Annotated in this window: 27 protein-coding genes; 1 reads left to right on the top strand and 26 read right to left on the bottom strand. The window is 42.8% G+C overall.

The window, feature by feature from the left end:
- The first annotated feature begins 2 nt into the window (after positions 1–2).
- Positions 3–863 carry a glycosyltransferase gene (locus tag ACXAFM_RS11860; protein WP_474829678.1) on the top strand — a complete coding sequence of 287 codons (861 nt, stop codon included), beginning with the start codon at positions 3–5 and terminating at the stop codon, positions 861–863.
- A 149-nt stretch (positions 864–1012) separates the two neighbouring features.
- Here the strand turns inward: ACXAFM_RS11860 and ACXAFM_RS11855 are convergent, their stop codons facing one another.
- The 26 genes from ACXAFM_RS11855 to ACXAFM_RS11730 form a co-directional block, all read right to left on the bottom strand.
- Positions 1013–1984, bottom strand: coding sequence for a hypothetical protein (locus ACXAFM_RS11855; RefSeq protein ID WP_474829676.1), 972 nt, complete (start codon positions 1982–1984; stop codon positions 1013–1015).
- Positions 1985–2204: 220 nt separating this feature from the next.
- Complete coding sequence (locus ACXAFM_RS11850; RefSeq protein ID WP_474829674.1) at positions 2205–3971, bottom strand: sulfatase-like hydrolase/transferase; 1767 nt, start codon at positions 3969–3971, stop codon at positions 2205–2207.
- A gap of 110 nt (positions 3972–4081) precedes the next feature.
- Entirely contained in the window at positions 4082–5380 is a 1299-nt protein-coding gene (locus ACXAFM_RS11845) for a glycosyltransferase family 2 protein (RefSeq protein ID WP_474829672.1), read from the bottom strand.
- Between the two features lie 45 nt (positions 5381–5425).
- On the bottom strand, positions 5426–6388 hold the full coding sequence (locus tag ACXAFM_RS11840; protein WP_474829670.1) for a hypothetical protein: 963 nt from the start codon (positions 6386–6388) through the stop codon (positions 5426–5428).
- A 22-nt stretch (positions 6389–6410) separates the two neighbouring features.
- Complete coding sequence (locus ACXAFM_RS11835) at positions 6411–8693, bottom strand: glycosyltransferase family 2 protein (protein ID WP_474829668.1); 2283 nt, start codon at positions 8691–8693, stop codon at positions 6411–6413.
- A 210-nt stretch (positions 8694–8903) separates the two neighbouring features.
- The gene (locus tag ACXAFM_RS11830) at positions 8904–10310 is read right to left on the bottom strand and encodes a mannose-1-phosphate guanylyltransferase/mannose-6-phosphate isomerase (RefSeq protein ID WP_474829666.1); all 1407 of its coding nucleotides are present in this window, start codon (positions 10308–10310) and stop codon (positions 8904–8906) included.
- Positions 10311–10532: 222 nt separating this feature from the next.
- On the bottom strand, positions 10533–11888 hold the full coding sequence (locus tag ACXAFM_RS11825) for a flagellin N-terminal helical domain-containing protein (RefSeq protein WP_474829664.1): 1356 nt from the start codon (positions 11886–11888) through the stop codon (positions 10533–10535).
- A 264-nt stretch (positions 11889–12152) separates the two neighbouring features.
- Positions 12153–12554 carry a 50S ribosomal protein L17 gene (gene rplQ, locus ACXAFM_RS11820; RefSeq protein ID WP_012519212.1) on the bottom strand — a complete coding sequence of 134 codons (402 nt, stop codon included), beginning with the start codon at positions 12552–12554 and terminating at the stop codon, positions 12153–12155.
- A gap of 41 nt (positions 12555–12595) precedes the next feature.
- On the bottom strand, positions 12596–13585 hold the full coding sequence (locus ACXAFM_RS11815; RefSeq protein WP_039217818.1) for a DNA-directed RNA polymerase subunit alpha: 990 nt from the start codon (positions 13583–13585) through the stop codon (positions 12596–12598).
- Positions 13586–13604: 19 nt separating this feature from the next.
- Complete coding sequence (gene rpsD / locus ACXAFM_RS11810; RefSeq protein ID WP_012519214.1) at positions 13605–14225, bottom strand: 30S ribosomal protein S4; 621 nt, start codon at positions 14223–14225, stop codon at positions 13605–13607.
- Between the two features lie 24 nt (positions 14226–14249).
- Positions 14250–14642 carry a 30S ribosomal protein S11 gene (gene rpsK, locus ACXAFM_RS11805; RefSeq protein ID WP_012519215.1) on the bottom strand — a complete coding sequence of 131 codons (393 nt, stop codon included), beginning with the start codon at positions 14640–14642 and terminating at the stop codon, positions 14250–14252.
- Positions 14643–14656: 14 nt separating this feature from the next.
- A complete protein-coding gene (gene rpsM, locus ACXAFM_RS11800) occupies positions 14657–15013 on the bottom strand; it encodes a 30S ribosomal protein S13 (RefSeq protein ID WP_012519216.1) in 357 nt (118 codons plus the stop codon).
- A 175-nt stretch (positions 15014–15188) separates the two neighbouring features.
- The gene (gene rpmJ / locus ACXAFM_RS11795; RefSeq protein WP_012519217.1) at positions 15189–15305 is read right to left on the bottom strand and encodes a 50S ribosomal protein L36; all 117 of its coding nucleotides are present in this window, start codon (positions 15303–15305) and stop codon (positions 15189–15191) included.
- 38 nt (positions 15306–15343) lie between these two features.
- Positions 15344–16663 (bottom strand): preprotein translocase subunit SecY, encoded by a 1320-nt coding sequence (gene secY, locus ACXAFM_RS11790; RefSeq protein WP_012519218.1) that lies wholly within the window; start codon positions 16661–16663, stop codon positions 15344–15346.
- A 5-nt stretch (positions 16664–16668) separates the two neighbouring features.
- Positions 16669–17103 carry a 50S ribosomal protein L15 gene (rplO, locus tag ACXAFM_RS11785; protein ID WP_012519219.1) on the bottom strand — a complete coding sequence of 145 codons (435 nt, stop codon included), beginning with the start codon at positions 17101–17103 and terminating at the stop codon, positions 16669–16671.
- A 3-nt stretch (positions 17104–17106) separates the two neighbouring features.
- On the bottom strand, positions 17107–17286 hold the full coding sequence (rpmD, locus tag ACXAFM_RS11780; protein WP_014950907.1) for a 50S ribosomal protein L30: 180 nt from the start codon (positions 17284–17286) through the stop codon (positions 17107–17109).
- Positions 17287–17292: 6 nt separating this feature from the next.
- Positions 17293–17793 (bottom strand): 30S ribosomal protein S5, encoded by a 501-nt coding sequence (rpsE, locus tag ACXAFM_RS11775; RefSeq protein ID WP_012519221.1) that lies wholly within the window; start codon positions 17791–17793, stop codon positions 17293–17295.
- A 9-nt stretch (positions 17794–17802) separates the two neighbouring features.
- Positions 17803–18156 (bottom strand): 50S ribosomal protein L18, encoded by a 354-nt coding sequence (gene rplR / locus ACXAFM_RS11770; RefSeq protein WP_014950908.1) that lies wholly within the window; start codon positions 18154–18156, stop codon positions 17803–17805.
- Positions 18157–18168: 12 nt separating this feature from the next.
- Entirely contained in the window at positions 18169–18702 is a 534-nt protein-coding gene (gene rplF / locus ACXAFM_RS11765) for a 50S ribosomal protein L6 (RefSeq protein WP_334059908.1), read from the bottom strand.
- A gap of 13 nt (positions 18703–18715) precedes the next feature.
- Positions 18716–19108 carry a 30S ribosomal protein S8 gene (gene rpsH, locus ACXAFM_RS11760; RefSeq protein WP_012519224.1) on the bottom strand — a complete coding sequence of 131 codons (393 nt, stop codon included), beginning with the start codon at positions 19106–19108 and terminating at the stop codon, positions 18716–18718.
- A gap of 13 nt (positions 19109–19121) precedes the next feature.
- Complete coding sequence (rpsN, locus tag ACXAFM_RS11755) at positions 19122–19427, bottom strand: 30S ribosomal protein S14 (protein WP_012519225.1); 306 nt, start codon at positions 19425–19427, stop codon at positions 19122–19124.
- A 12-nt stretch (positions 19428–19439) separates the two neighbouring features.
- Positions 19440–19979 (bottom strand): 50S ribosomal protein L5, encoded by a 540-nt coding sequence (gene rplE / locus ACXAFM_RS11750; RefSeq protein WP_012519226.1) that lies wholly within the window; start codon positions 19977–19979, stop codon positions 19440–19442.
- A 17-nt stretch (positions 19980–19996) separates the two neighbouring features.
- On the bottom strand, positions 19997–20311 hold the full coding sequence (rplX, locus tag ACXAFM_RS11745; protein ID WP_014950912.1) for a 50S ribosomal protein L24: 315 nt from the start codon (positions 20309–20311) through the stop codon (positions 19997–19999).
- Between the two features lie 12 nt (positions 20312–20323).
- Positions 20324–20692 (bottom strand): 50S ribosomal protein L14, encoded by a 369-nt coding sequence (gene rplN, locus ACXAFM_RS11740; protein ID WP_012519228.1) that lies wholly within the window; start codon positions 20690–20692, stop codon positions 20324–20326.
- A gap of 220 nt (positions 20693–20912) precedes the next feature.
- Complete coding sequence (locus tag ACXAFM_RS11735; RefSeq protein ID WP_474834661.1) at positions 20913–23015, bottom strand: GAF domain-containing hybrid sensor histidine kinase/response regulator; 2103 nt, start codon at positions 23013–23015, stop codon at positions 20913–20915.
- 133 nt (positions 23016–23148) lie between these two features.
- The gene (locus tag ACXAFM_RS11730) at positions 23149–24543 is read right to left on the bottom strand and encodes a DUF4397 domain-containing protein (RefSeq protein ID WP_474829657.1); all 1395 of its coding nucleotides are present in this window, start codon (positions 24541–24543) and stop codon (positions 23149–23151) included.
- Between the last annotated feature and the right edge of the window lie 10 nt (positions 24544–24553).

Here is a 24553-nt window from a genome sequence, read left to right as displayed (position 1 = left end):
AATTGAATATATTTTTTTACTGGGATAATCCTGCTAACTTCCCAAATGCATATTCCAATAATATAAAAACTGCAGAAGCTATACATTATGACGCTAACATTGAGTTAATTGATGCTGAAAAAGCAAAAAGGATATGTAAAGAATTTCATACTGATACAGGTATATTTATTGATTTAGATATTATAAATATTCCTGCCGCAAAATCTGACATAGTCAGATTGATGGCACTTTATCTTTATGGAGGTTGGTATCTCGATTGTGACTTACAGATAAAGCGGCACCTAGCTTACCTAAGTAACAATCAAGATTTCGTGATGTTTCATAGGAAGGACAAGTTTGGTGGCTATTGGCATACTAATATGGCGTTTTACCTCACCAAAAAGCATGAACTAGCACTTGATGTATTGAAATTTATTGATCGATGCTTTCAAACTGAAACTCTTATGTACGATGTTTGGAGTTGTACCGGGCCTGGAGCAATAACAGCTTATACTAACCTATATGGGATCACTAAAGATAACACGCTAGATTTCAACGAATACTTTTCTGGTACAGGGTGTGTATTCAAATCGATTGACTCTAACACAGGCACATCTTGGAAATACCAACAGGCTTTCGGAATTTTAGAAGGGATGCCCTACAACCAATTTGCTATGCCTAAAGAGGCTAAGCATTGTAATCGTTTAATAGGTTTCTTGAAGCATAGAAAAGATAAAGACATCATTCTTATGCTGAAATCACATGGAGAACTTTTTATTACCAATAAACAATTCTCAAATTATGTTGAGGAATTAGTTTCTGTAGGTAGTGATGATTTGAAAAGTGCCGCGGCAAACCTTATTCAGAAAGTAAGCCCCTCCTAATCAGGTACATCCAAAATTAGGGGGGTCAGCAATTTCATGCTTACTACACTAGGCATTATAATATCTGGCCTCGTCTAATAAATAGCAAGACTGTTCAAGTGAAACGTGAAGTGACAAAAGTTGAGCCGTACAATGAGGACATTGAAGTACTAGGACTTAACAATGTCACTTAACAAAACTTCACCAGTTTGTTTAATAATAAAATCAACTTGAGTACCATCTTTTAGTTTTTTTGGATAAGTAAAACTAAACCCAACAAAACCCTTTCGATGAACGTTTCTTTCGTTTGCGGTGCTTCTGTATTCACTGGCTGATAGTTCAACTATTTTTTTCTTACCAACACGCACTTCTATAGCTACAGGGGCCTGGCTGTCGTAATCGGCAGCCCAACCTTTCATCATTTTGCCTTCATGACTTGTAGCCATGCTTGTCTTACCATAGCGAATAAAAGGACTATCAGACTCTATAGCCAACTTTTGTCGTTCAAACCGTGTGAGCGCATATTCATAGAGCTTAAAATCTTCTTTGTTATGCTTTTTTATCAGCGCAATCTCTTCGTCAGATAATTCATAGCTTGAAGATTTTTTCTCTGTATTTTTATTGATATCCAATCCTTGAATATCAATAGAATACATCTTGTTAATGAGTGCTAATGATTCATTGTAACGCTCTGTCAAACCTATAAAACCAATAGCGTCAGGCCACGTGCCTTGAAACGCTTTGTATTGTACGTTTTTAAATCGCGGCTCATTTACGAATTCACTGAATGAACGCTTGTAACGGTGGTGTCGCGTAAAATGTTCGTAATGAGAACGAACTTGTTGGATAGGATCACGAACGAAGGTAATTGCATTCTTAGCCGGAATAAATGGCGCATATTTAGGGTGATTAATATGCCCTGTAAGGAATTTAGCTTTTTCTACTATCTTCATTCCAGCTGCGTAACGATCACGTTTTTCATAATCTAACGTTTTTATGTCGGGGTTTGTCTCATTTGCTTTGGGCCCATAATCATAGAAGACATGCTCTTTACCGAAGTAGCGCTCGGCCGCTACGCGGAAACTAGAACCTGCAGTTTTAGATATATGAATAAAAAATAATGGGTAATTTGCTGCTTCCATTTTGTCCTATCTAATAGAAAATATTCGGTGGGCATTTTAAGCTTTATATTGGTTAATATTAACATTTGCAGCCTTACTGACAACCGCAAAGAGTGCATAACCCTGATGTAAACATGAGTTGCACTGCTTAGTTAATGCTTAACGCCTTTTAAATAAACTGAGGCCTTAAAAAAGGCTGTTTGTGAAGAACGCGATTCTATTTTTTCACCAAATTAAAGCGTTATGGCGTTAAATAAAAAGACAACCACTCTCGCTCCTGAGAATTAAGACTGTGTTGCTGAGGCTGCCTAAACATCTCCACATTCCAAGCCTCGTACATGCTTTTAAGTTCTTCTGCTTTTTCTGGCATGTCTGACATTAGGTTATTGGAGTTTGACTCTTCTGAAGACATATCAAATAAGAACTCATGCTCCGCGCCCATTCTAAGATACTTATAATTACCAAGACGAACTGCAGATTGATTCCAAAAGCGCCAAAAAAGTGGTCGATTCATAAGAGTGCTTTCGTCAAAGTCTTGAGTTGGAAAAATATCAACACCGTCGAGTTCTGATAAAACAGTTTCAGGCGCACCTGCACGTTTAATCGCAGAGTACAGTACATCTAGACTGATGACCGGCTCTTCAACAACGGTATTGCTTTGCAGTTTGTCAGGCCAATGAACGATAAAAGGCACTTTTATCCCCCCATCAGTCAACATACCTTTTTCACCGAGCAAGGGGGTATTCAGTGAGCCATTCCAAGCCTCTTTTTCTGTTATGGGAGCATCAGTAAAGTCGAGCCCTATTGGAGCACCATTGTCACTGATAAAAGCGATAATAGTGTTTTCCAGTATTCCATGTTCTTCAAGCTTAGACACTATGCTGCCTACGCCTGCATCTACTGCGTACATCATTGCCAACGCGTATCTACGCCGATTAGACGACAGTTCAGGAAACAATGATAAGTAATCTTCCGTAGCCTCTAAAGGTACATGAGGGGCGTAATGAGCCACATGAAGATAAAACGGTTCATCGTGATTTATATCTATAAATTGGGTCGCTGCATCTGAAACGACATCTAACCTGTAGTCAGAATTACTTATCCAGCCCAACTGGGTTTGATTGCCCTCAAGGTCATAGTTAGCCCAATAACGGTTTGCGTAACCGAAATAATTGTATTTATAGCCTTTTGATGACGGGTAATATCGCTCCTTTACCGATGAAGGTAATCTTCCTGGGTTAAACTCACTTATGGGTGTATTAGGAAAGTTATCCTTAAACCATGGCTTTGAATTTTGATCTACTTCAAGGTGCCACTTTCCAACCATTCCTGTTGCATAACCAAGGTCAGAAAAACGGTCTCCCATGGTGACCACATTTTCAGGTATTGGTGTATATCGGTTGTCATCTACTCCAAATCGTTGTTGATAGACACCAGTAACCATTCCCGCTCGCGAGGGTGTGCATTGGGGTGCAGTTATGTAGCCATTAGTAAATAGCACCCCATTGGCCGCTAGCTTGTCTATATTAGGCGTGTTGATGTCGTTAACAATATTATGGGCACCGATATCAGCATATCCTTGGTCATCGGTGAAAATAACAATTAGATTTGGCTTGGAAGGAAGTATTAAAGACTGCGCGCTGACTTTAAATTTCGTTCCGGCTTCATTTACTAGGTTTGCTGTAATACTAAATGATGTGCGTTTACGTACTTGGGGCGCAATAAAACTGAACTTGCCTTCGCTGGTATTCATTATATTTAACGAAGCTTCCAATGATGTACTCCACGACTCTACAGTAACCTTTTGCGAATTGCTGTCGTTAGAGTCGTTTACAGTTATGGAAACTGTGTCATCAGAAGTAATTTCTTGTGGCAGAGTAATTGAATAAGAGCGACTTAATTGCTCCTGTTCAGACACCGTTGGTGGAGACGGTTGAGAGTCGCCGCCACATGAAGCTATACATAATAAAACTAAAAAAAACAAGCCACGCAACGTTACAGCATCCATACTTTTATTCCAAATTCGGCGGATTACACCTCACCAATATTCTTGTATTATTGATTGGCGAATAATCTAGCGTCAATAATAAAAATAGTAGTTACAAATAATTCGCTGTTTTATTGATCTTTAATAGATTCTATTTCTTCAAGAAACTCATTTTCTTCATCAGTATTTACCCAAGGTTCACGCTTGTGAGCATCTTTACTTATTTTTTTCTTCAGCGCTCTGTTTTTTTCTAACTGCTCAGGATTTTTGAAAGTTGGTGCGTCATCAGAATTTAAGCCAGTGTTGATTGCAGGGTACACCCAGTGTTTTTCCGTGCTACCGTTGTATCCCTGTCGAATAAATCTTTCAGTCCACTCTACATGCCCTGCACCGTAACCACTAAACCTAGGGTCTAGGTACCCTATATTATCCATTGCATCCTTGCTACAAGCTGTACATTGCCCTGTTACCAATCTGCAAAGATACGGTAAAGTACTCGACCCTGTACCAGAAACAACTGCATCTTCTTTTTTAATTATTCGCTTATGCGCATAGTTAATGTGCCCCCACAAAAGTGCCGCTATGACCCACTCTTTTTGCCAACTTTCTTTGTTTGGTCGACAGTCGTCCTCTAGCAAAATTAAAACATCAACTTTTTTGACTTCGTTGAGATAATACAAAGCCCTGTTTTTGTTTCGAACAACCCCTTTATTCTGGCAATTAGTATGAGGTACATTATTTTTTTCACACCATTCTACGGTATCGTCTTTACTGCCGTCGTCAGCAACAACAAGTTGATAATCTCCTGTTGTGAAGGCTTTGATGGCTTCGACAGTTTTTGCTAAATGGTCTTTTCTGTTGTATGTGATAACTCCAATACCTACATTTAAAGTACCTATGTATTCGTCTGCTATCGAATCAAAAAGGTTGGAGATTATAGGGCCATTAGGCCGAAGTATCTTTGCTCTAGCAATTAACCAAAAGCTTGTACCTTTACTAACCTTTCTAAAAAGAATTGCTAGATCCCTGAAAACCTCTGGGGACAGGTTTACATTCATTATGAATTGACTAACAGAGAAGTCTGCATGATTCAGTATAAAAGTAACTAGTGTGGTTATATCTGTAGAAGGCAAACTATTCGCAATTAATGCCTTGGCAGTATCTAACGAAACTCTTACTTCACTATGATTATTCAATTCATCAGTTTTGAAACCGATAAGCTTCTCGAAGTTATTGTTCCCGTTTTCTATTTCCTGTTGGATAAAGGCCAACTCAGTATCAGTTAAGCAAAACCTTTTTACCTTAACATGACCTTGGGTCGGCTTCTTGCCAGTGACCTTATTACGTATAGCTTTAGCGTAACGTTTGGCGTATTGCTTAGTTGCAACGGCCCGACTTCGAATGCGTTTCTGCTGTAATTCTTTTTTCATTTTGAGACTATTTCAATAGGCCTAACAGTATCGGAAATTTGCGTTTTAGCTAACAACATCTTCAAAAATCACTATCTGCGTTTGCTTTTCTACAACTTTAATTGTTTGACCGTTTTTAAAAGTATCTGGATATTTATAAGACTTCCCAATATACCCTTCGCGATGAATATTTCTCTCTGAGGCTAACGCCCTGTAGTCAGATAATTTAATGTGCTCGACTACTTTTCCATCTAGTAATATATCGGCTTCTAATGCTTCTTCTTGCTCGTAACAACACGCCCATATATTAAGTTGCTTCCCTTTATCTTTCGGCAATATATTCATCTGTCCAAATCGAACTAAAGGAAGTTCTTTATCTAACAACTCTTTATGTAACGAAAAGCGATCTAGTGCGAAATTGTAAAGCTCATAGTCCTTCGCGTTCATTTTTTTGATAAGTGAAGTCTCACTTTCCGTGAACGTATAAGTACCGGATACTTTGGCTGTATTTTTGTTTATATCTAGTACTTTAATATCAGTTCCATAGTATTTATTAAACAAGGCTATTGATTCATTATAACGCTCAGTAATACCAATAAAGCCGATAGCATCAGTCCAAACTCCATTTAATGCTTTAGACTGCATATTGGCAAAGCGGTTTTCCTTTATAAATTCTTCGAAACTGCCTTTATAACCGTGAAGTCTTGAAAAGTGTTCATAGTGTGAACGCACTTGTTGGGCAGGGTCACGAACAAACGTTATTACGCTCTTTGCCGGAAAGAATGGAGCGTATTTAGGGTAAATGACATGCCCTGACAAAAACTTTGCATTTTTCTTTATGCTCTTGCCCGCCAGATACCTGTCTTTAGACTCGTATTCGAACTTCAAAATATCAGGATGCGTTTCGTTTGAGCCTTTTCCGTAGTCAAAATAGGTAGCTTCCGAACCAAAATATTGCTCCGCCGCCACACGAAAGCTCGAGCCAGCGGTTTTAGGGATATGGATAAAAAATAGAGGAAAGTTTTTCATAATACTTCTAGTTGTTCAGCGCCTAACGAAGCGAAAAGTTTTCATGTGTATTGGACAAATTAGGGTTATAAGCGGTGTCATTGCACAGCAGCTTTTTCCACTTATCCTTCATATACTCACTTTCTTTATTAAATCGCGCCACTTTCTCTGGCGTATCTTCTTCGCCGCGGCTTATTGACTCATGATGGTAAAGTTCAGCCCACGGGGTAAATAGGTTTCTATAGCCTGCAGTATGAACCTTTAGGCAAAAATCCACGTCATTAAAAGCTACTGTTAAATCTTGCTCATTTAGTCCATCTACTTCTTCAAACACAGACTTGCGAACTAGTAAGCATGCTGCTGTAACCGCAGACATATTTTGAACAAGGTGCAAACGGGTAAAATACCCGGGTTCGCTCTTGTGGAAATATTTGTGAGAGTGACCAGCAACGCCGCCTATTCCGAGTACTACTCCCGCATGCTGGATAGTATCGTTAGGGTAATAAAGCTTCGCACCTACACAGCCAATTTCGGGTCTAAGGGCATGCGATACCATTTCTGACAACCAGTCTTCGTTTATAACCTCGATATCGTTGTTAACTAACCCAACTACTTCGCCTTCGGCCTGCGAGACAGCAAAATTGTTAATTGCGGAATAGTTGAACGGTTTGTCCCACTTCAAGACTCTGAAATTAGTTTTGGTACTAGTGTACTCACTGAAGAGGCCCAAAGTTTTGGCACAGGTAGTTTGGTTATCTACAACAATAATTTCGAAGTTCTTGTATGAGGTCTTGTCATAAATAGACTCTAAACACTGCTTTAAAATGTCATAACCGTCTCTTGTCGGAATGACTAAGCTAACCAGCGGTTGCTCATCTGGCAACGCCCAATTAACTTTATACGTATTTGGATAATTGCCTTTATCAACTGTAGCATTTTGGCCCGAATGTTCGAGGAAATGTCTTATGGCTTCAATGCCAGCATCTGTCGTGTACGACTTAGCGGAAGCATTCGAGGCTGTCGAGTTCTCAATAACACGCCAGTGGTAAAGAATGAAAGGTAGATGAACAACTTCATCATGCTTAAGGCCAGCGGTCGCTCGTAAAAGTAAATCGTGGTCTTGCGAGCCTTCTACACCTACTCTAAATCCACCTATCTTTTTAAGCACGCTTGTTTTGTACACTACGGGGTGACATATGTAGTTTTGGCTTAGAAGTAAATCTGGGTTCCAATCAGGTTTAAAGTGCGGCTGATGGCGATTGCCCTGCTCGTCTATTTTATCTTCGTCGCCATAAAGCACTTTCGCGTTTGCGTTATCTGTTATAGCTTTCGCAAAGAAGGATAACGTGTGAGCAGGTAGCGTGTCGTCATGGTCGAGCAGCAAAGTATAATCGCTAGTAACCATGCTTAAAGCGGCGTTACTTGATTTGGATATATGCCCATTTTCGCTTAGCAGGTTCAATTTAATATTGGAGTGCTTTTGTGCGTACGACTTCAATGTGCTGATAGTCTCAGCGTTGGTCGACGCATCATCGGCAATACATAGTTCCCAATTTTTGTGAGTTTGCTGCAAAACAGAATCGATACACTCTCTTAAATAAATAGGGTCAGTGTTGTAAGTAGGAAGGATAATAGAAAATTTCACCTCAGATTGCGCTTGAGTGAAAGTTTGCTTCATTTTCTCTAATGCACGCGGCTCGTCGAACTCTACCCAAAACGGATAGCTTTTTTCCATAACACCTGTGGTAAAGGTTTTATTGTATTCTTCGTATACTGTCTCTATTAACGTTCCACCGTTAAGCTTTCGGTTTGTATCGAGGTATTCTTCTACATCATCGACATGGCTGAGCAGTTTATATAGCCTTTGTTTCATGTGCCGCATTGCAATGAAAGATGGTACTTTCGAAATCATGAACGTGTTCAGAGTAAACTCAGTTTCTGCTTCACAAGGATCAAAGCGAAGCATGCTATTGTTACTTTCAAGATAGAAAAGGCGGTTTACAAATTTGGTGCTGTGCCATGGTACCTCAACAGTGGTTAGCTCGCCTTTCTGTAAGTTGGAATACAACTTTCCCACGTGTGACTGATGGTTCGCTTCAGTCATTTTTACGCGAAGAAGATACCATCCTTTCGCAAAGGTTCGTGAAGGTATGCGGCGAGCAGGATGAATAATAAACTGTGGATCATCGCCGATTGACAACCAGCTAGAGCCGTTACTTTCGGTCGTGGTTTCGTTCAACTGGTGGTGAGGGACAATGATTAACTTTTTGGCTAGCCGATATGCTAATCGTTTCAGATTAGATGGCTTTAGTACTTTTGATAACAAAATGCGTAAACACCCTATTCCTATGCAATGCTAAACTGCTTTCCTTAATATTGCATGGTTCAGCAACTGAGCATGCAAACCAGCTATTGCCCCTAATAATATCCTATTTCAAACAGTGGCAACACAGGATATTCGTCATTTTAACTTCTAGAGAGTGCCTTAGATAAGAAAAAAGCACCTTACGGTGCTTTTTTGAAATATTATTCTGATTTATTTGGCAACGCGCCCATATCTATCAGAAAAACGCACAATATCGTCTTCACCAAGATATGCACCTGACTGCACTTCAATAAGCTCTAGAGGGATCTTTCCAGGGTTTTCTAACGCATGAACCGCACCAATAGGAATGTAGACCGACTCGTTTTCTGTAACTAGCTGAGTTTCTTCATTGATGGTTACGTTTGCACTGCCCGATACTACAATCCAGTGTTCAGCGCGGTGGTGATGCATTTGAACAGATAGTTTCTCACCAGGCTTAACCGTAATGCGTTTAACTTGGAAACGCGCACCGCTGTCGATAGAGTCATAGCTTCCCCATGGACGGAATACTTCACGATGGAACTCAAACTCTGGACGATGCTCTGCTTTAAGTTTGTTCACTACAGTTTTAATGCTTTGTGCATCGTCTTTGTTAGCCACCATTACAGCATCTTTGGTTTCTACTACAATAACGTCTTCTAGCCCAATTACAGATACCAGGCGCTGCTCAGCATTTACATAACTGTTCTTGGTATTTTCTAGGATTGTATCGCCTACAGTAGCGTTGCCGTTTTCATCTTTCTCTGCAGTTTCCCACAGTGAAGACCAGCTACCTACATCGCTCCAACCTGCGTCTAATGGAACCATGGCAGCGCTATCCGTTTTTTCCATTACCGCGTAATCGATTGAATCGTCTGGACAAGTCGCAAATATGTCGTGGTCAACACGGATGAAATCTAAATCTGGTGTTTCTGTATCGATAGCACTCTTACACACGTCTAGCATTTCAGGGTTATATTTCTTTAGCTCTTCCAAATAACGGCTTGCTTTAAACATAAACATGCCGCTATTCCAGTAGTAACTGCCAGAATCTACATACTCTTTTGCGGTTTCCAAAGCAGGCTTTTCTACAAACTGTGCTACTTCAAAACCTTCGCCCATTTGCTCTCCAGCTTTGATGTAACCATATCCTGTGTGCGGCTGATCTGGAACAATACCGAAGGTGACGAGTTTACCCTGCTCTGCAAGCTTTTCGGCTTTAGCAATAGCAGTGTGGAATGCTTGGTTGTCTTTGATAAGGTGATCTGCAGCTAGGACAAGGAGAACAGGGTCTTCGCCATTAATGGTGGCGTGTAGTGCAGCGAGTGCTATTGCCGGAGCTGTATTGCGACCAACAGGCTCTAAAAGAATTCCGCCATGCTGTATATCCTTTTGACGAAGCTGTTCTGCAACCAAAAAGCGATGTGCATCATTACAAATAAAAATTGGATTCTGTGCTGGCGTGCCTTTTAAGCGAGTTATTGTGTCTTGAAGCATAGTGCTGTCGGACGTAAGAGACAAAAACTGCTTTGGAAGCGCTGCACGAGACTTTGGCCATAAACGACTACCTGAGCCGCCAGCTAATACTACTGGTTTCATTTGTAATATCCTTGATGTGTGGGTTCTGTGCCCACGTCCTGTTATTTATATATTCTCTGTTTAGTATACAAAGGTTTGTATTACGATTAAATGGCAAAGTTATGTTGTATTACAACTGAAGCATTAATAACTAGTACTTTCAAGCGCTCGGTTTGTGCTATTAAGAGTAATCACTAGCCATTGAGGTTTGGGGGGACAGAGCTATGACTTTAACAGCACTATTCACGCGCTTTGACTTACAGTCCCATTCAACAAGCCCAAAACCTGCTCATCACTGGACTGAGCCTGGGCCCGAACAGAAATGCTCGCTTGTTCAACTATTTGCGCCTGTGTGGATTGAGCAGTTTCTTCAGCAAAATCAGTATCGAGGATTTGAGAACGGGCCGCCATTAAGCCTTCGTGCATACGGTCATTTAGTTTGAGCGCTGACTCCATTTGATTCATTTTTGCGCCATAAAACGCTCGGCTTTCGCTTACATACTCTAATGCATCATCAATTTGCTGTAACGCCGCTTCTGCATTTTCAAAAGTAAGCACATCGCTTTCCACCATATTTAGATCAGATAAACCCACTGGCGTTTTAGTTAAGTTTATAAAGTCTGTTCCATCGCTTAACGAGTTAGTAGCAGTAATATCCACAGGACCCGCTTCAAAACTGTTTCCACCGCTTCCGGCAGCACCTAACATATCCCAATCTACTGTGGCATCAAATACACCTCGCCCCACTACTGCGATAATGAGCGGCGCGCTAGTGTTATCAATGGTTAAACTTTCTGTTGTTACGCCTGGGTGTTGGTCACCTGAGAAGGTGAATGTTGTTCCGTTAATCGTACCAGAACCATTTGTAATCAATGAACTACCATCGTAGCTTGCTGTGGGTGCATACCCTTCTTCAGGTAAGAATAGAAAACGTTTGACGTCACTCGTTGAATTTACGTTATTATTGCTCCACACATTATCAGATAGTGGGGTGCCAACTAGGTGCCTACCACTTGTTGTGAATACCTGCAGATCATCGTCTGCTGAAAAGCTATCAATACCTATGGATATATTTGTTGAACCAGCGGGAATATACGCTATCGAGCGTAAGCCACTGCTCAATCTCGTTGTATTGCCCTTTACGAAGGTATCGCCTATTGAAGGTACGTTATCAGACAATAAGTCGTTATCACCTAGCAAAGGCAATCGGTTAAACGCTTCGGTATTGTAGGCTATTCCATTGAGTGCGTTTTTTAATTGCTGAAATTCTCTATCTAGTGCACGCCTATCTGAATCAGTATTAATGCCGTTTTGTGACTGCATGGCTAATTGCCGCATACGCTGTAATATATCGGCAGATTCTTGCAGCCCGCCTTCCGCTATTTGTGCATAACTAATGCCGTCGTTTAAGTTTCTTCGCAACTGGTTTTTCGCCAAAGATTCCGACGTTAACCGGTTTGATATCTGTAAACCTGCACTGTCATCTGCAGCACTATTTATTCTAAGCCCTGAACTTAGCCGTTCATACGCTGTAGACAGTGTTTTACTGAACACAGGGTTTGAAGATAGCGACTGCGTAAATGATGAAACGGTTAACATAAACTTCCTTGCTATGAAAAACTTAGACTCATGAATTACGACAGCTTCGCAGTGAACGGTATTTGCAATGCGCGGTTTGAATACTTACTTGAAGCTTTTTGCAAACAACAAGCCAAAGTGATGAATAGATGTTTAAAAAGTAGATTTAATTGCTTGGTACAAAAACAATGGAGTCAGAGTTGTGACTCTGACCCCATTATTCTTTGGGCACAAAAAAAGGGGCCTGAGTTTTCACTCAGGCCCCTTTTTCTAATCGAGTATTAATTACTCTTCAGTTGCTTCTACTGCTTCTTCTTCAGCTTCTACAACTGGACGGTCAACTAGCTCAACATATGCCATTGGGGCATTGTCGCCAGCACGGAAACCGCATTTAAGAATGCGAGTGTAACCGCCTGGGCGAGCTTCGTAACGAGGACCAAGCTCGTTGAATAGTTTACCTACAACCTCTTTGTCACCAGTGCGGGCAAAAGCTAGACGGCGGTTTGCAACGCTGTCTTCTTTAGCCATAGTGATTAGAGGCTCGATTACGCGACGTAATTCTTTCGCTTTTGGTAACGTAGTTTTGATCACTTCGTGCTTGACCAAAGAACCGGCCATGTTTTTGAACATAGCTTGACGATGGCTGCTGTTGCGATTCAACTGACGACCACTCTTACGATGGCGCATAGTTTTATCCTTCTCTACAAATCAGTTTGATAAAAACCTGATTAATCTTTTTCAGCGATGCTCTCTGGCGGCCAGTTTTCTAGGCGCATACCTAGAGAAAGACCACGAGATGCTAGAACATCTTTGATTTCAGTTAGCGATTTCTTACCAAGGTTTGGCGTTTTAAGTAGCTCAACCTCAGTGCGCTGTACCAGGTCACCAATGTACTGGATAGCTTCTGCTTTCAAACAGTTTGCAGAACGTACTGTTAGCTCTAGGTCATCTACTGGACGAAGCAGAATCGGATCGAATTCTGGCTTCTCTTCTTTCGCTTCTGGCTCAGATACATCACGTAGGTCTACGAATGCATCTAGCTGTTCAGCTAGGATAGTAGCAGAACGGCGGATCGCTTCTTCAGGATCCAAAGTACCGTTCGTCTCCATGTCGATGATTAGTTTGTCTAGGTCTGTGCGTTGTTCAACACGAGCAGACTCTACACTGTAAGCAATACGTTCAACTGGGCTGTATGAAGCGTCTACTAACAAACGACCAATTGGACGATCATCTTCTTCAGAGGAGCGACGGGTAGAAGCTGGTACATAACCACGGCCCATTTCTACTTTAATGCGCATGCTGATTTCAGCTTCGCCAGTTAAAGTACAAATTACATGCTCAGGGTTTGCAATTTCTACGTCGCCATCATGCTGAATATCACCAGCAACAACAGGGCCAGCGCCAGATTTCACTAGAGTTAGGGTTGCCTCAGTTTTACCTTCAAGGCGAACCGCTAAACCTTTAAGGTTTAGCAAAATCTCGATTACGTCTTCCTGAACACCTTCTTTGGTGCTGTACTCGTGAAGAACGCCGTCAATTTCTACCTCGGTAACTGCACATCCTGGCATAGATGACAGTAAAATACGACGTAGGGCGTTACCTAGAGTGTGGCCAAAGCCGCGCTCTAGTGGTTCCAAAGTTACTTTGGCACGAGTAGGAGAAACGTTTTCGATCTCAACTAATCTCGGTTTTAGGAATTCAGTCACAGAACCCACAATGCTTCCTCTTTAGTTAGCTTTACTTAGAGTAAAGTTCGACGATCAACTGTTCGTTAATTTCCGCAGACAGGTCAGTTCTTTCAGGAACGCGCTTGAAAGTGCCTTCCATTTTGCTGCTGTCTACTTCAATCCAGGTTGGCTTCTCACGTTGGTCAGCCAGTTCCAAAGCAGCAACGATACGCGCTTGCTTTTTAGCCTTTTCACGAACAGAAACCACGTCTTCGGCAGAAACGTTAAACGATGGGATGTTCACAACTTGACCATTTACCATGATCGCCTTGTGGCTAACTAGCTGACGTGCTTCAGCACGAGTGCTAGCGAAACCCATACGGTAAACTACGTTATCAAGACGCTGTTCTAAAAGCTGTAGCAAGTTTTCACCTGTGTTGCCTTTTAGACGTGCAGCTTCTTTATAGTAGTTGCGGAATTGTTTTTCCAGAACGCCGTACATACGACGAACTTTTTGTTTTTCACGCAGCTGAACACCGTAGTCAGACAGACGGCCACGACGGGCACCGTGCTGACCAGGCGCTGTATCGATTTTACATTTAGAATCGATTGCGCGAACGCCGCTTTTTAGGAACAGGTCAGTTCCTTCGCGACGGCTAAGTTTGAGTTTAGGACCCAAATATCTTGCCATGATCTTTCTCCAACTGTCCGTCGATTAAACGCGACGTTTTTTCGGTGGACGACAACCGTTGTGAGGAATAGGGGTCACATCGGTAATGTTTGTGATCTTATAACCTGTAGCGTTAAGAGCACGGATCGCAGACTCACGGCCTGGACCTGGACCTTTAACGAATACTTCAAGGTTCTTAAGACCGTATTCTTGTGCAGCAACACCTGCACGCTCAGCAGCTACCTGTGCAGCAAATGGGGTAGATTTACGTGAACCACGGAAACCAGAACCACCAGATGTCGCCCATGCTAGTGCATTGCCTGAACGGTCTGTAATAGTCACAATTGTGTTGTTGAAAGACGCATGGATATGAGCCATACCGTCTGCAACCTGACGTTTAGCGCGCTTACGCGTGCTACGAGCTGGTGCTTTAGCCATAACTTACTCCCCGTTTACTTCTTAATTGGCTTACGAGGACCTTTACGGGTACGCGCATTAGTTTTAGTGCGCTGACCACGTAGAGGCAAGCTACGACGGTGGCGAATACCACGGAAGCAACCCAGGTCCATCAAACGTTTGATGCTCATAGAGACTTCACGGCGTAGATCACCTTCAACGGTGAATTTAGCCACTTCGTCACGAAGCTTATCAATAGTAGCTTCGTCTAGCTCTTTGATTTTTGTATTTTCTGCAACACCAGCACCCGCACAAATGCTTTTCGCACGTGTGGGACCAACGCCATAGATCGCTTGGATAGCGATTACAGCATGCTTGTGCTCAGGAATGTTAATGCCAGCGATACGGGCCATTAACAGCACTCCTCTTGTTTATTTGTCGACGACCTAAAAAGCCCGATAGGATACTTACCCGTCGACTAAATTGCAAATTAAGGTTCAAAATACTTTTAAACAAAACTAGCAGAACCTGACAAGTATAATTCAGGTTCTGCTCACTTAGTCTTGCAAATATTCTGTTCCGCTTTGATTAGCCCTGACGCTGCTTATGCTTTGGGTCAGAACTGCAAATTACACGCACAACACCGTTGCGCTTGATAACTTTACAGTTACGGCAAATCTTTTTTACTGATGCACGAACTTTCATTACATCTTTCCCCTTTCTATCAATATTAAGGGGCTAACTTATCGGCCGTAGCCTTTAAGGTTAGCTTTCTTCAGCACAGACTCATATTGACTAGACATCAAATGTGTCTGTACTTGTGCCATAAAGTCCATGATAACCACCACAATAATTAGAAGCGACGTACCACCGAAGTAGAACGGAACATTCCAAGCGATTAGCATGAATTCAGGCACTAAACAAATAAAGGTTATGTACAGTGCGCCAGCCAGTGTAAGGCGAGTCATTACCTTGTCAATGTATCGTGACGTTTGCTCACCCGGGCGGATGCCTGGGATGAACGCGCCAGACTTCTTCAAGTTATCTGCTGTATCACGCGGGTTGAATACCAACGCCGTGTAGAAGAAGCAGAAGAAGATAATCGCAGCTGCGTATAACATCACGTACAGCGGTTGACCAGGAGATAGCATAAGCGCTACATCTTGCAACCACGCTGTTGATTCATTCTGTCCGAACCATCCTGCGATGGTACCCGGGAACAGAATAATGCTAGAAGCAAAGATTGGTGGAATTACACCAGCAATGTTGACTTTTAGCGGTAAATGGGTGCTTTGCGCAGCAAAAACCTGACGGCCTTGCTGACGTTTTGCGTAGTTTACCACAATTCTGCGCTGTCCGCGCTCTACAAATACAACTAGATATGTAAGAGCAATAACAATTGCGCCAATCAACAGTAGGAACAACAAGTTAATGTCGCCCTGCCTTGCTTGTTCCGCAGTCTGACCTATCGCTGTTGGCAGACCGGCAACAATACCAGCAAAAATCAATATAGAGATACCGTTACCAATACCTCGTTCGGTAATTTGCTCACCTAACCACATAAGGAACATAGTTCCTGTGACTAGACTCACCACTGCCGTAAAGTAGAATCCGAAGCCAGGGTTTATCACCAATCCATTAATCAGGTTAGGCAAACCAGTCGAAATTCCAATAGATTGGAAGATAGCCAATACAAGCGTTAGATAACGCGTGTACTGACTAATTTTACGACGGCCTGCTTCGCCTTCTTTTTTAAGCTCCACCATCGGTGGGTGAACCACCGAGAGCAACTGCATGATAATGGATGCAGTAATGTATGGCATAATGCCCAAAGCCAGAACGGATGCACGCTCAAGCGCACCACCAGAGAACATGTTAAACATTTCTACAATGGTGCCTTTTTGTTGCTCGAACAAGTCAGCAAGTACCGCTGGATCGATGCCAGGGATAGGAACATAAGAACCTAGTCTGAATACAACAATCGCACCAAGTACGAACAACAATCTTGCCTTAAGCTCACTCAAGCCGCTTTTAGCGCCTGAATCCAATCCTGGTTTAGCCATCTAGCTTATTCCTCTACTTTACCGCCAGCAGCTTCAATCGCTTCTTTAGCGCCTTTAGTAACCTTTAACCCGCTTACTGTAACAGCGCGTGAAACTTCACCGCTCTTTACAACTTTAACGAACTGGATTTCTTTCTTAACAAGTCCAGCTGCTTTTAAAGTCTCAAGAGACGCAGTATCACCATCAACCTTCGCGATTTCAGCAAGAGTTACTTGATCAGTAACAAAGCTCTTGCGTGAAGTGAAACCGAACTTCGGAAGACGACGCTGGATAGGCATCTGACCACCTTCGAATCCTGGCTTTACACGGCCACCTGAACGGCTTTTTTGACCTTTGTGACCTACGCCACCTGTTTTACCAAGACCTGAGCCGATACCACGACCAGAACGCTTACCAGTAGGCTTTGAACCTTCGGCTGGAGAAATTGTATTTAAACGCATGTCTTACTCCTCCACTATCTCAACCATGTAATATACACGGTTGATCATGCCACGAACGGCTGGGGTATCTTCCAGTTCACGAACATGGTTGATTTTACGAAGGCCTAAACCTTTAAGCGTAGCTTTGTGCTTTGGCAAGCGGCCAATTGCACTTTTAGTTTGCTTTACTTTAATCGTTGCCATGTCTGATTACCCCAAAATTTCTTCTACAGACAATCCACGCTTCGCAGCAACTTTCGCCGGGCTATTCATTTCTGTTAGCGCGTTGATTGTTGCACGTACAACGTTGATTGGGTTTGTAGAGCCGTAACATTTTGAAAGTACGTTTTGTACACCAGCTACTTCAAGTACTGCACGCATCGCACCACCGGCAATAATACCGGTACCTTCAGATGCTGGCTGCATGTAAACTTTAGAGCCAGAGTGACGACCTTTAATCGGGTGCTGTAACGTGTGACCGTTAAGGTCTACGTCAACCATGTTGCGACGTGCCTTTTCCATTGCTTTTTGGATTGCAGCAGGAACTTCACGTGCCTTACCGTAACCAAAACCAACGCGACCGTTACCGTCACCCACTACTGTCAATGCAGTGAAACTAAAGATACGACCACCTTTAACCACTTTAGAAACGCGGTTTACAGCGATCAATTTCTCTAGAAATTCACCATTTTGAACGTCTTGTTTAGCCATTATAAACTCCTAGAACTGAAGACCAGCTTCGCGAGCTGCATCAGCTAATGCTTTAACGCGACCGTGGTATTGGAAACCACTACGATCGAAAGCCACTGTTTTAATGCCTTTCTCAAGCGCGCGCTCTGCGATTGCTTTACCGACTACCGTCGCTGCTTCAGCGTTACCTGTAGACTTAAGATCTTTTGCAAGATCTTTCTCAACAGTTGAAGCCGCTGCCAACACTTCAGAACCGCAAGGAGCGATTAACTGAGCGTAGATGTGGCGAGGTGTACGGTTAACTACCAAGCGATGCGCGGCCAGTTCACGAATTTTTGCTCGTGCGCGAGTAGCGCGACGAATGCGAGCTGTTTTCTTATCCATCGTATCACCCACCTACTTTTTCTTAGCTTCTTTACGACGTACGTGTTCGTCAGCGTAACGTACACCTTTACCTTTGTAAGGCTCTGGTGGACGGTAACCACGAATGTTCGCCGCAACCTGACCAACCACCTGCTTATCGGCGCCTTTAACGACGATTTCAGTTTGGCTAGGAGTTTCAACCGTAATGCCTTCAGGCATTTCGTATACTACAGGGTGAGAGAAACCTAGTGTAAGGTTTAGCTTGGCACCTTGTGCTTGTGCACGGTAACCAACACCTAACAATGTAAGTTTTTTCTCGAAACCTTCTGAAACACCTTGAACCATTGCGTTTAGGATAGAGCGAGCAGTACCTGCTTGTGCCCAGCTGTCAGCGAAACCTTCACGTGGAAGTGCTTTAAGTTGGTTCTCTTCCTGTGCAACTTCTACAGCGTCGTTGAAAACGCGGGTCAAAGTGCCTTTACTACCTTTAACAGTAACTTCTTGACCAGAGATAGAAACTTCTACACCTGATACAACGTCTACTGGGGCTTTTGCTATACGTGACATTTCAACTCCTCCGTTATGCTACATAACCGATGATCTCACCGCCCATGCCAGCGTTACGCGCTGCACGGTCAGTCATCACACCTTTAGAAGTCGACACGATAGCTACGCCTAAACCACCCATAACTTTTGGAAGCTCATCTTTTTTCTTATAGATGCGCAGACCAGGACGGCTTACACGTTCGATAGTGTCAATTACTTGCTTGCCTTCGAAGTACTTAAGTGTAACTTCTAAAACAGGCTTAACGTCACCAGAAGCAGCGAAGTCAGTGATATAACCTTCTGCTTTCAATACTTCACAGATTGCAACGCGAAGTTTTGAAGAAGGCATAGTCACAGAAACTTTCTGTGCCATCTGGCCGTTACGGATGCGGGTAAACATATCCGCGATAGGATCTTGCATGCTCATTATCAGCTACTCCTTACCAGCTGGCTTTCTTAAGGCCAGGGACTTCACCGCGCATCGCTGCTTCGCGAAGCTTAATACGGCTAAGACCGAATTTGCGTAGGTAACCATGTGGACGACCAGTTACACGGCAACGGTTACGTTGACGTGAAGAACTAGAGTCACGTGGCAGTTGTTGTAGCTTCAGAACAGCGTCCCAACGCTCTTCTTCAGAAACGTTAACATCGCTGATAATCGCTTTAAGTGCGGCGCGCTTCTCAGCATACTTAGCTACTAGCTTAGTACGCTTCGCTTCGCGTGCCTTCATTGATTCTTTTGCCATAACCCTACACCCCTACTTTTTGAATGGGAAGTTAAACGCGTCCAGCAGAGCACGTGCTTCGTCATTAGTATTCGCACTGGTAGTGATAGTAATATCCATACCGCGAACCTTATCCACTTTATCGAAATCGATTTCAGGGAAAATGATTTGCTCACGCACGCCCATGCTGTAGTTACCACGTCCGTCGAATGATTTAGGATTCAAACCACGGAAATCGCGAACACGTGGAATAGCGATTGAAATCAAACGCTCTAGGAATTCCCACATACGCTCGCCGCGTAGGGTTACTTTACAGCCAATCGGATAACCTTCACGGATTTTAAAACCCGCTACTGATTTTCTAGCAACTGTAACAACAGGCTTCTGACCGGCGATAGCCGTCATGTCAGCTTGAGCATTCTCAAGTACCTTTTTGTCAGCAACTGCTTCACCTAAACCCATGTTTAGAGTGATTTTTTCAATCCGAGGGACTTGCATGACGCTTTTGTATCCGAACTGCTTAGCAAGTTCAGCTACTACTGTTTCTTTATAGAAATCATGCAGTTTCGCCATCGTACTCTCCAATATAATTAAACAAGTTCGCCGTTAGACTTGAAGAAACGTACTTTCTTCTCATCTTCGAAACGGAAACCAACGCGATCTGCTTTGCCCGTTGCCGGGTTAACAATCGCAACATTAGAAACGTGAATAGAAGCTTCTTTCTCAACGATGCCACCAGCTACGCCCAGTTGTGGGTTTGGCTTAGTGTGCTTCTTGACAAGATTAACGCCTTCTACAATTACACGGTTATCAGCAATAAGCACTTTAAGGACTTTGCCTTGTTTGCCTTTGTCTTTACCCGCTAATACGACTACTTCATCATCACGACGAATTTTATTAGCCATTATCGTGACTCCTTATAGTACCTCTGGGGCCAATGAGATGATTTTCATGAAGTTTTCACTTCTCAACTCACGGGTAACCGGGCCAAAGATACGCGTACCAATTGGTTGCTTGTTAGCATTAAGCATAACAGCCGCGTTACCGTCAAAACGAATGGTAGAACCATCTGCACGACGAACGCCTTTTCTAGTACGCACCACCACTGCATTCAGTACGTCACCTTTTTTAACTTTACCGCGAGGAATTGCTTCCTTAACAGTAACTTTGATGATGTCACCGATACCTGCATAACGGCGATGCGAGCCACCAAGAACCTTAATACACTGAACCCTGCGAGCGCCGCTGTTGTCTGCAACGTCCAGGTTAGTTTGCATTTGGATCATGTTAGTGCTCCGCTCTTAAATTAAGACTCTCCCGAGTCGTTAGTGCTGCTAAAAACAACTGGATGTCGTTGCTTTTATGTACATACCCCCATAAAAAGGGCGCGAAATAATAACAGAAAACTTTGGGAAGTGATAGCGGTAAATTGAATTATTTTTAAACTATGTGAGCAATAAAAAAGCCCCGACTAAAAGCCGGGGCTGATAACCACGTCATAGGTTATCAAGCAGGATCTTTTAGCGCAGAAACCTTGTTTTCAAACTGCTTACTTAAGTGCCGAAAAACACATTCTTTTAAACGGCTTACACCAACAGGTTTAGATATGAAGTCGTCCATGCCAGATTTCAAGCATTTTTCTTTATCGCCAGTTAAGACATTAGCGGTCAACGCTATTATCGGTACTTTAGCGGCCTCGTGATGTAAATTCCGTATATGCTGAGTTGCTTCTAATCCATCCATAATCGGCATGTGGCAATCCATGAGTATAATGTCGTATGGTTTCTTTTCCGCAATAGAACGCTCCACTTTTTTTAACGCTTCTTTGCCATTAACAGCCAAGTCACTCTCGAGACCTATTTCGCGTAGCTGTTCCTTTATCACCAGCTGGTTAATTTCGTTATCTTCAACTATTAGCGCTTTGACCCTACTCAGCTCTTCCCTACTTGGGGTATAAACGAAATCTCGGCCAAACGTTTTATTTGCCACTACGTTTGCATCGTCTAACGTTAATGTTGCAGCAAAGCGCGCACCAATGCCTAGTTCACTGCTGACTTCAATTTTACCGTTGTAATGCTCAACAATTTGTTTCACGATTGATAACCCTAAACCAGTTCCACCAAAACGCCGCATTGTTGAGCTTTCAGCCTGTATGAAGGGCGTGAAAATTATTTTCTGCTGCTGAGCACTGATACCGATTCCCGAATCGGTCACGATAAGCTTTACGCGGTAACGGCCTTTTCCATATCGCGTACATTTTGCCTCAAGTGTAACGCTCCCCTCTTCGGTAAATTTAAATGCATTGTTGAGAAGATTGATGAGGATCTGACTAACTCTTAGTTTGTCAACAAGAAAGGAAAAACCCTCCACTGCAGCTATATTTACGCTAAACTCCAACCCCTTTTCGTTAGCAAGCCTAGAAAACATTGGGAGTTGCTCTTCAATCGTCTCGGTAAGGCTAGTGGGCGCTTCATCAAACGAAACGTCTCCTGAACCGAATTTAGAATAATCTAAAATCCCGTCCACAATGTTAAGTAAGGCGTCTGCGCTTTGCGATGCGATAGACGCCAACTCAAACTGCTTTGTATTAAGAGGAGTAGCTGTGAGCGCTTCTAGCATTCCCTGTAAGCCGTGAATGGGCGTTCGAATTTCATGGCTCATGTTAGCTAGAAACTCACCTCGCGCTTTAAGAGCGCTTTCTGCTAGTTCACTTTTATGGCGGAGTACTGCTTTGTCTATTTGCATTTGCGTGATATCAACAGTAGCGCCGATCACTTTTACACAACGTCCATTTTCCATTATTGGGTGGGCTCTACTTTCGAGCCATCTCGGCTCTCCGGCGTCGGTTTTCACTTCAACCTCGTAAGCAAAGTCTTGACCTGTTTTTATCATTTTCTGAAACTGATTAACGTAATTTTTTCTCTGTTCTTCACTTACAATAAAATTTACGATTTCCTCTGGCTTCAATACGCGTTCGCTGTGTACATGCAGCATTCGTTTTAACGCACCTGACCACACTACCGAACCGCTATCTACATTCAGTTCCCAAGTACCCACACCAGCTAAATTTGTAATTTGATTAAGTAAAGAGTTTCGCTCTTCTAGAACAACTTTTTGCGCATTCAAATTATTGAGTGCTTGCTGACGCTCCAGTTCGTTACCAATCCATGAGGCTAGAAGTAGGAGGTAATCGGTTTCTAGTGAGCTAAATACCTCTTCTCTTGGAGAGAGCGAAGAAAAGTTAACCGTGCCATAAAACTCGCCAAACACGTATATAGGAGCAGCGAGATAGCTTTTCAGCGTATATTTTTCAAAACACGGGTGGGAAGCGCCAGGTTGGATATCGATGTTATGGTACGAAACCACTGAGCCAGCACTTGCCACATCGGCACAATAGGTATCGCAGAGGGAAAACTTAGCGTCTTCAGATATGTTATTGCCCGGCGTAACCACACTTCGAACGCTGTACTGGTCACCTCGAATATTACTTACAATCCCTGTTTCTAAGCGAAGAATCTCTGTGCCGATACGCAGTAAGTTCTCTAATTTTTCATCTAACAACATAGCCCTGTCGTTAGATATTGTTTGTAGGTCTTGAATAATACTCATGAGGATTGTCGCCCTCCCGGACTGCAAAATAAAAAGGCCAATATTGTTGACTTTGACCTTCTAAATTTATGAGATATTTCAAGAGATGAAAGTTTTAGCCCTCATCAATTAGTATAATAAACATACTAACCTATTAATAAAGCACGTTAATTTCATAACCTGTTGGTGTTTCTGCTGGCTCTACCGTCACGATATAGTTTTCTTCTTCAGTGAAACCAAACAAGGCAGTTCTATCAAGAAGTACCTGCTCCTCGTTATCGTCCTCATACACCGCTATCACTTCGTAATAATCTGAAGGCAGCACTTTGCTGGTGTTTTCTGCAAACTCCAGGTTCTGCACATCGTATTCTGCAGTATCAATGGTTTCGTCGTTTCTTACTAAGTAGAAATCTACGTCATCAAAATCGCTGACTAGGTTTATAAAATTAACGGTTTTATCGTAAGCCTGAGGCAAGCCACTTTCTACAAAGGTTGCGGCACCTAATTGGTTGTTAGTGTTGTAAATAAGAATAGCTTTACTCTCACCCTGGTTAAGAGTAATCAACTTATTGCTAAGCGTTGTAACTGTGCCTGAAGGGTCAGTAACCGTAACGCGGTAGTCGCCATAACGGATGGTGCTAAATTCCGATAGTTCACCTGCAGCAAGCGAAAAGCTCACGTCTTCTTCATCAGTATTGCCACCAAACGTAACCTGCAGTTCAGCATCTAAGTTGGTTGAATTATAAATACGATATTGTGAATCAGCTTCAACGTCGGTTAACGCTGTTACTGTTGAAGAGTTTAGCAGTGTGTCAACCACAAGCCCTTCTTGAATAGCACCACTTACATCACGAAGGGTCATTAGATACTCAGTTTCATAAACGAAATCCAGCGTTTGTGATTCGAATACCACGTCATCGCTACCAGGCTCTGTAAGATAAAGCGTATACTCTCCTTCGTCGAAGTAATCGCTGTCGTCATCAGCATCCCAGTAGTCTAGCTCAATCATATCGCCAGTTGTTACCGTTCCAAGGAAGTTAGCGGCTTCGAAAGGGTCACCTGATTCGCTCATATAAAAATCATACGATGAATCATCTGCGGCCACAGAGAGCGAAAATAGGCGAAAATGGTCCTCCAGTGTTTCACGTTCATACGAGTACGTAGTAAAAGTTGGGTTGCTAAAATCTCCACTCATAACAATGATGGTTTTATAGCCGTTTTTTAAATTTACTGTAATTTCGTCGATATAAACTTCTTGGTCATCAGAATCGGTACGAATGAACTCCAGTTCGTATTCGTCTTCATCCATAGAATACATGGATGTTGCGTCACCAAACTGAGCTGAACCAAAGCTATCTCCATCAACCTCTCGCATTTCTACATTCGCGCCGTTAGGAGAAGCGTTATAAAACTGTATGTACGCATAAGAGTAATCTGAGCTGCTGCTGTCTGAGCCTCCACATGCGGTAAGCCCTAGTAGCGCCACAAGCCCCATTGCCGCTGCACGGAGCCAAGTTCCATGGCGCAAAGAGTGAGAAGTCAATTGCATAAATTGTATG

It is taken from the genome of Alteromonas sp. ABD4_190 (assembly GCF_056160105.1).
Note: the sequence above shows the minus strand (reverse complement) of the source record. Positions and strands in the feature narration are given on the sequence as shown.

What these genes read in the sequence shown, in the direction of transcription:
- ACXAFM_RS11855 (WP_474829676.1), bottom strand. Translation starts at nt 1,984, where the DNA reads ATGGAAGCAGCAAATTACCCATTATTTTTTATTCATATATCTAAAACT.
- ACXAFM_RS11850 (WP_474829674.1), bottom strand. Translation starts at nt 3,971, where the DNA reads ATGGATGCTGTAACGTTGCGTGGCTTGTTTTTTTTAGTTTTATTATGT.
- ACXAFM_RS11845 (WP_474829672.1), bottom strand. Translation starts at nt 5,380, where the DNA reads ATGAAAAAAGAATTACAGCAGAAACGCATTCGAAGTCGGGCCGTTGCA.
- ACXAFM_RS11840 (WP_474829670.1), bottom strand. Translation starts at nt 6,388, where the DNA reads ATGAAAAACTTTCCTCTATTTTTTATCCATATCCCTAAAACCGCTGGC.
- ACXAFM_RS11830 (WP_474829666.1), bottom strand. Translation starts at nt 10,310, where the DNA reads ATGAAACCAGTAGTATTAGCTGGCGGCTCAGGTAGTCGTTTATGGCCA.
- ACXAFM_RS11825 (WP_474829664.1), bottom strand. Translation starts at nt 11,888, where the DNA reads ATGTTAACCGTTTCATCATTTACGCAGTCGCTATCTTCAAACCCTGTG.
- rplQ (WP_012519212.1), bottom strand. Translation starts at nt 12,554, where the DNA reads ATGCGCCATCGTAAGAGTGGTCGTCAGTTGAATCGCAACAGCAGCCAT.
- rpsD (WP_012519214.1), bottom strand. Translation starts at nt 14,225, where the DNA reads ATGGCAAGATATTTGGGTCCTAAACTCAAACTTAGCCGTCGCGAAGGA.
- rpsK (WP_012519215.1), bottom strand. Translation starts at nt 14,642, where the DNA reads ATGGCTAAAGCACCAGCTCGTAGCACGCGTAAGCGCGCTAAACGTCAG.
- rpsM (WP_012519216.1), bottom strand. Translation starts at nt 15,013, where the DNA reads ATGGCCCGTATCGCTGGCATTAACATTCCTGAGCACAAGCATGCTGTA.
- rpmJ (WP_012519217.1), bottom strand. Translation starts at nt 15,305, where the DNA reads ATGAAAGTTCGTGCATCAGTAAAAAAGATTTGCCGTAACTGTAAAGTT.
- secY (WP_012519218.1), bottom strand. Translation starts at nt 16,663, where the DNA reads ATGGCTAAACCAGGATTGGATTCAGGCGCTAAAAGCGGCTTGAGTGAG.
- rplO (WP_012519219.1), bottom strand. Translation starts at nt 17,103, where the DNA reads ATGCGTTTAAATACAATTTCTCCAGCCGAAGGTTCAAAGCCTACTGGT.
- rpmD (WP_014950907.1), bottom strand. Translation starts at nt 17,286, where the DNA reads ATGGCAACGATTAAAGTAAAGCAAACTAAAAGTGCAATTGGCCGCTTG.
- rpsE (WP_012519221.1), bottom strand. Translation starts at nt 17,793, where the DNA reads ATGGCTAAACAAGACGTTCAAAATGGTGAATTTCTAGAGAAATTGATC.
- rplR (WP_014950908.1), bottom strand. Translation starts at nt 18,156, where the DNA reads ATGGATAAGAAAACAGCTCGCATTCGTCGCGCTACTCGCGCACGAGCA.
- rplF (WP_334059908.1), bottom strand. Translation starts at nt 18,702, where the DNA reads ATGTCACGTATAGCAAAAGCCCCAGTAGACGTTGTATCAGGTGTAGAA.
- rpsH (WP_012519224.1), bottom strand. Translation starts at nt 19,108, where the DNA reads ATGAGCATGCAAGATCCTATCGCGGATATGTTTACCCGCATCCGTAAC.
- rpsN (WP_012519225.1), bottom strand. Translation starts at nt 19,427, where the DNA reads ATGGCAAAAGAATCAATGAAGGCACGCGAAGCGAAGCGTACTAAGCTA.
- rplE (WP_012519226.1), bottom strand. Translation starts at nt 19,979, where the DNA reads ATGGCGAAACTGCATGATTTCTATAAAGAAACAGTAGTAGCTGAACTT.
- rplX (WP_014950912.1), bottom strand. Translation starts at nt 20,311, where the DNA reads ATGGCTAATAAAATTCGTCGTGATGATGAAGTAGTCGTATTAGCGGGT.
- rplN (WP_012519228.1), bottom strand. Translation starts at nt 20,692, where the DNA reads ATGATCCAAATGCAAACTAACCTGGACGTTGCAGACAACAGCGGCGCT.
- ACXAFM_RS11735 (WP_474834661.1), bottom strand. Translation starts at nt 23,015, where the DNA reads ATGAGTATTATTCAAGACCTACAAACAATATCTAACGACAGGGCTATG.
- ACXAFM_RS11730 (WP_474829657.1), bottom strand. Translation starts at nt 24,543, where the DNA reads ATGCAATTGACTTCTCACTCTTTGCGCCATGGAACTTGGCTCCGTGCA.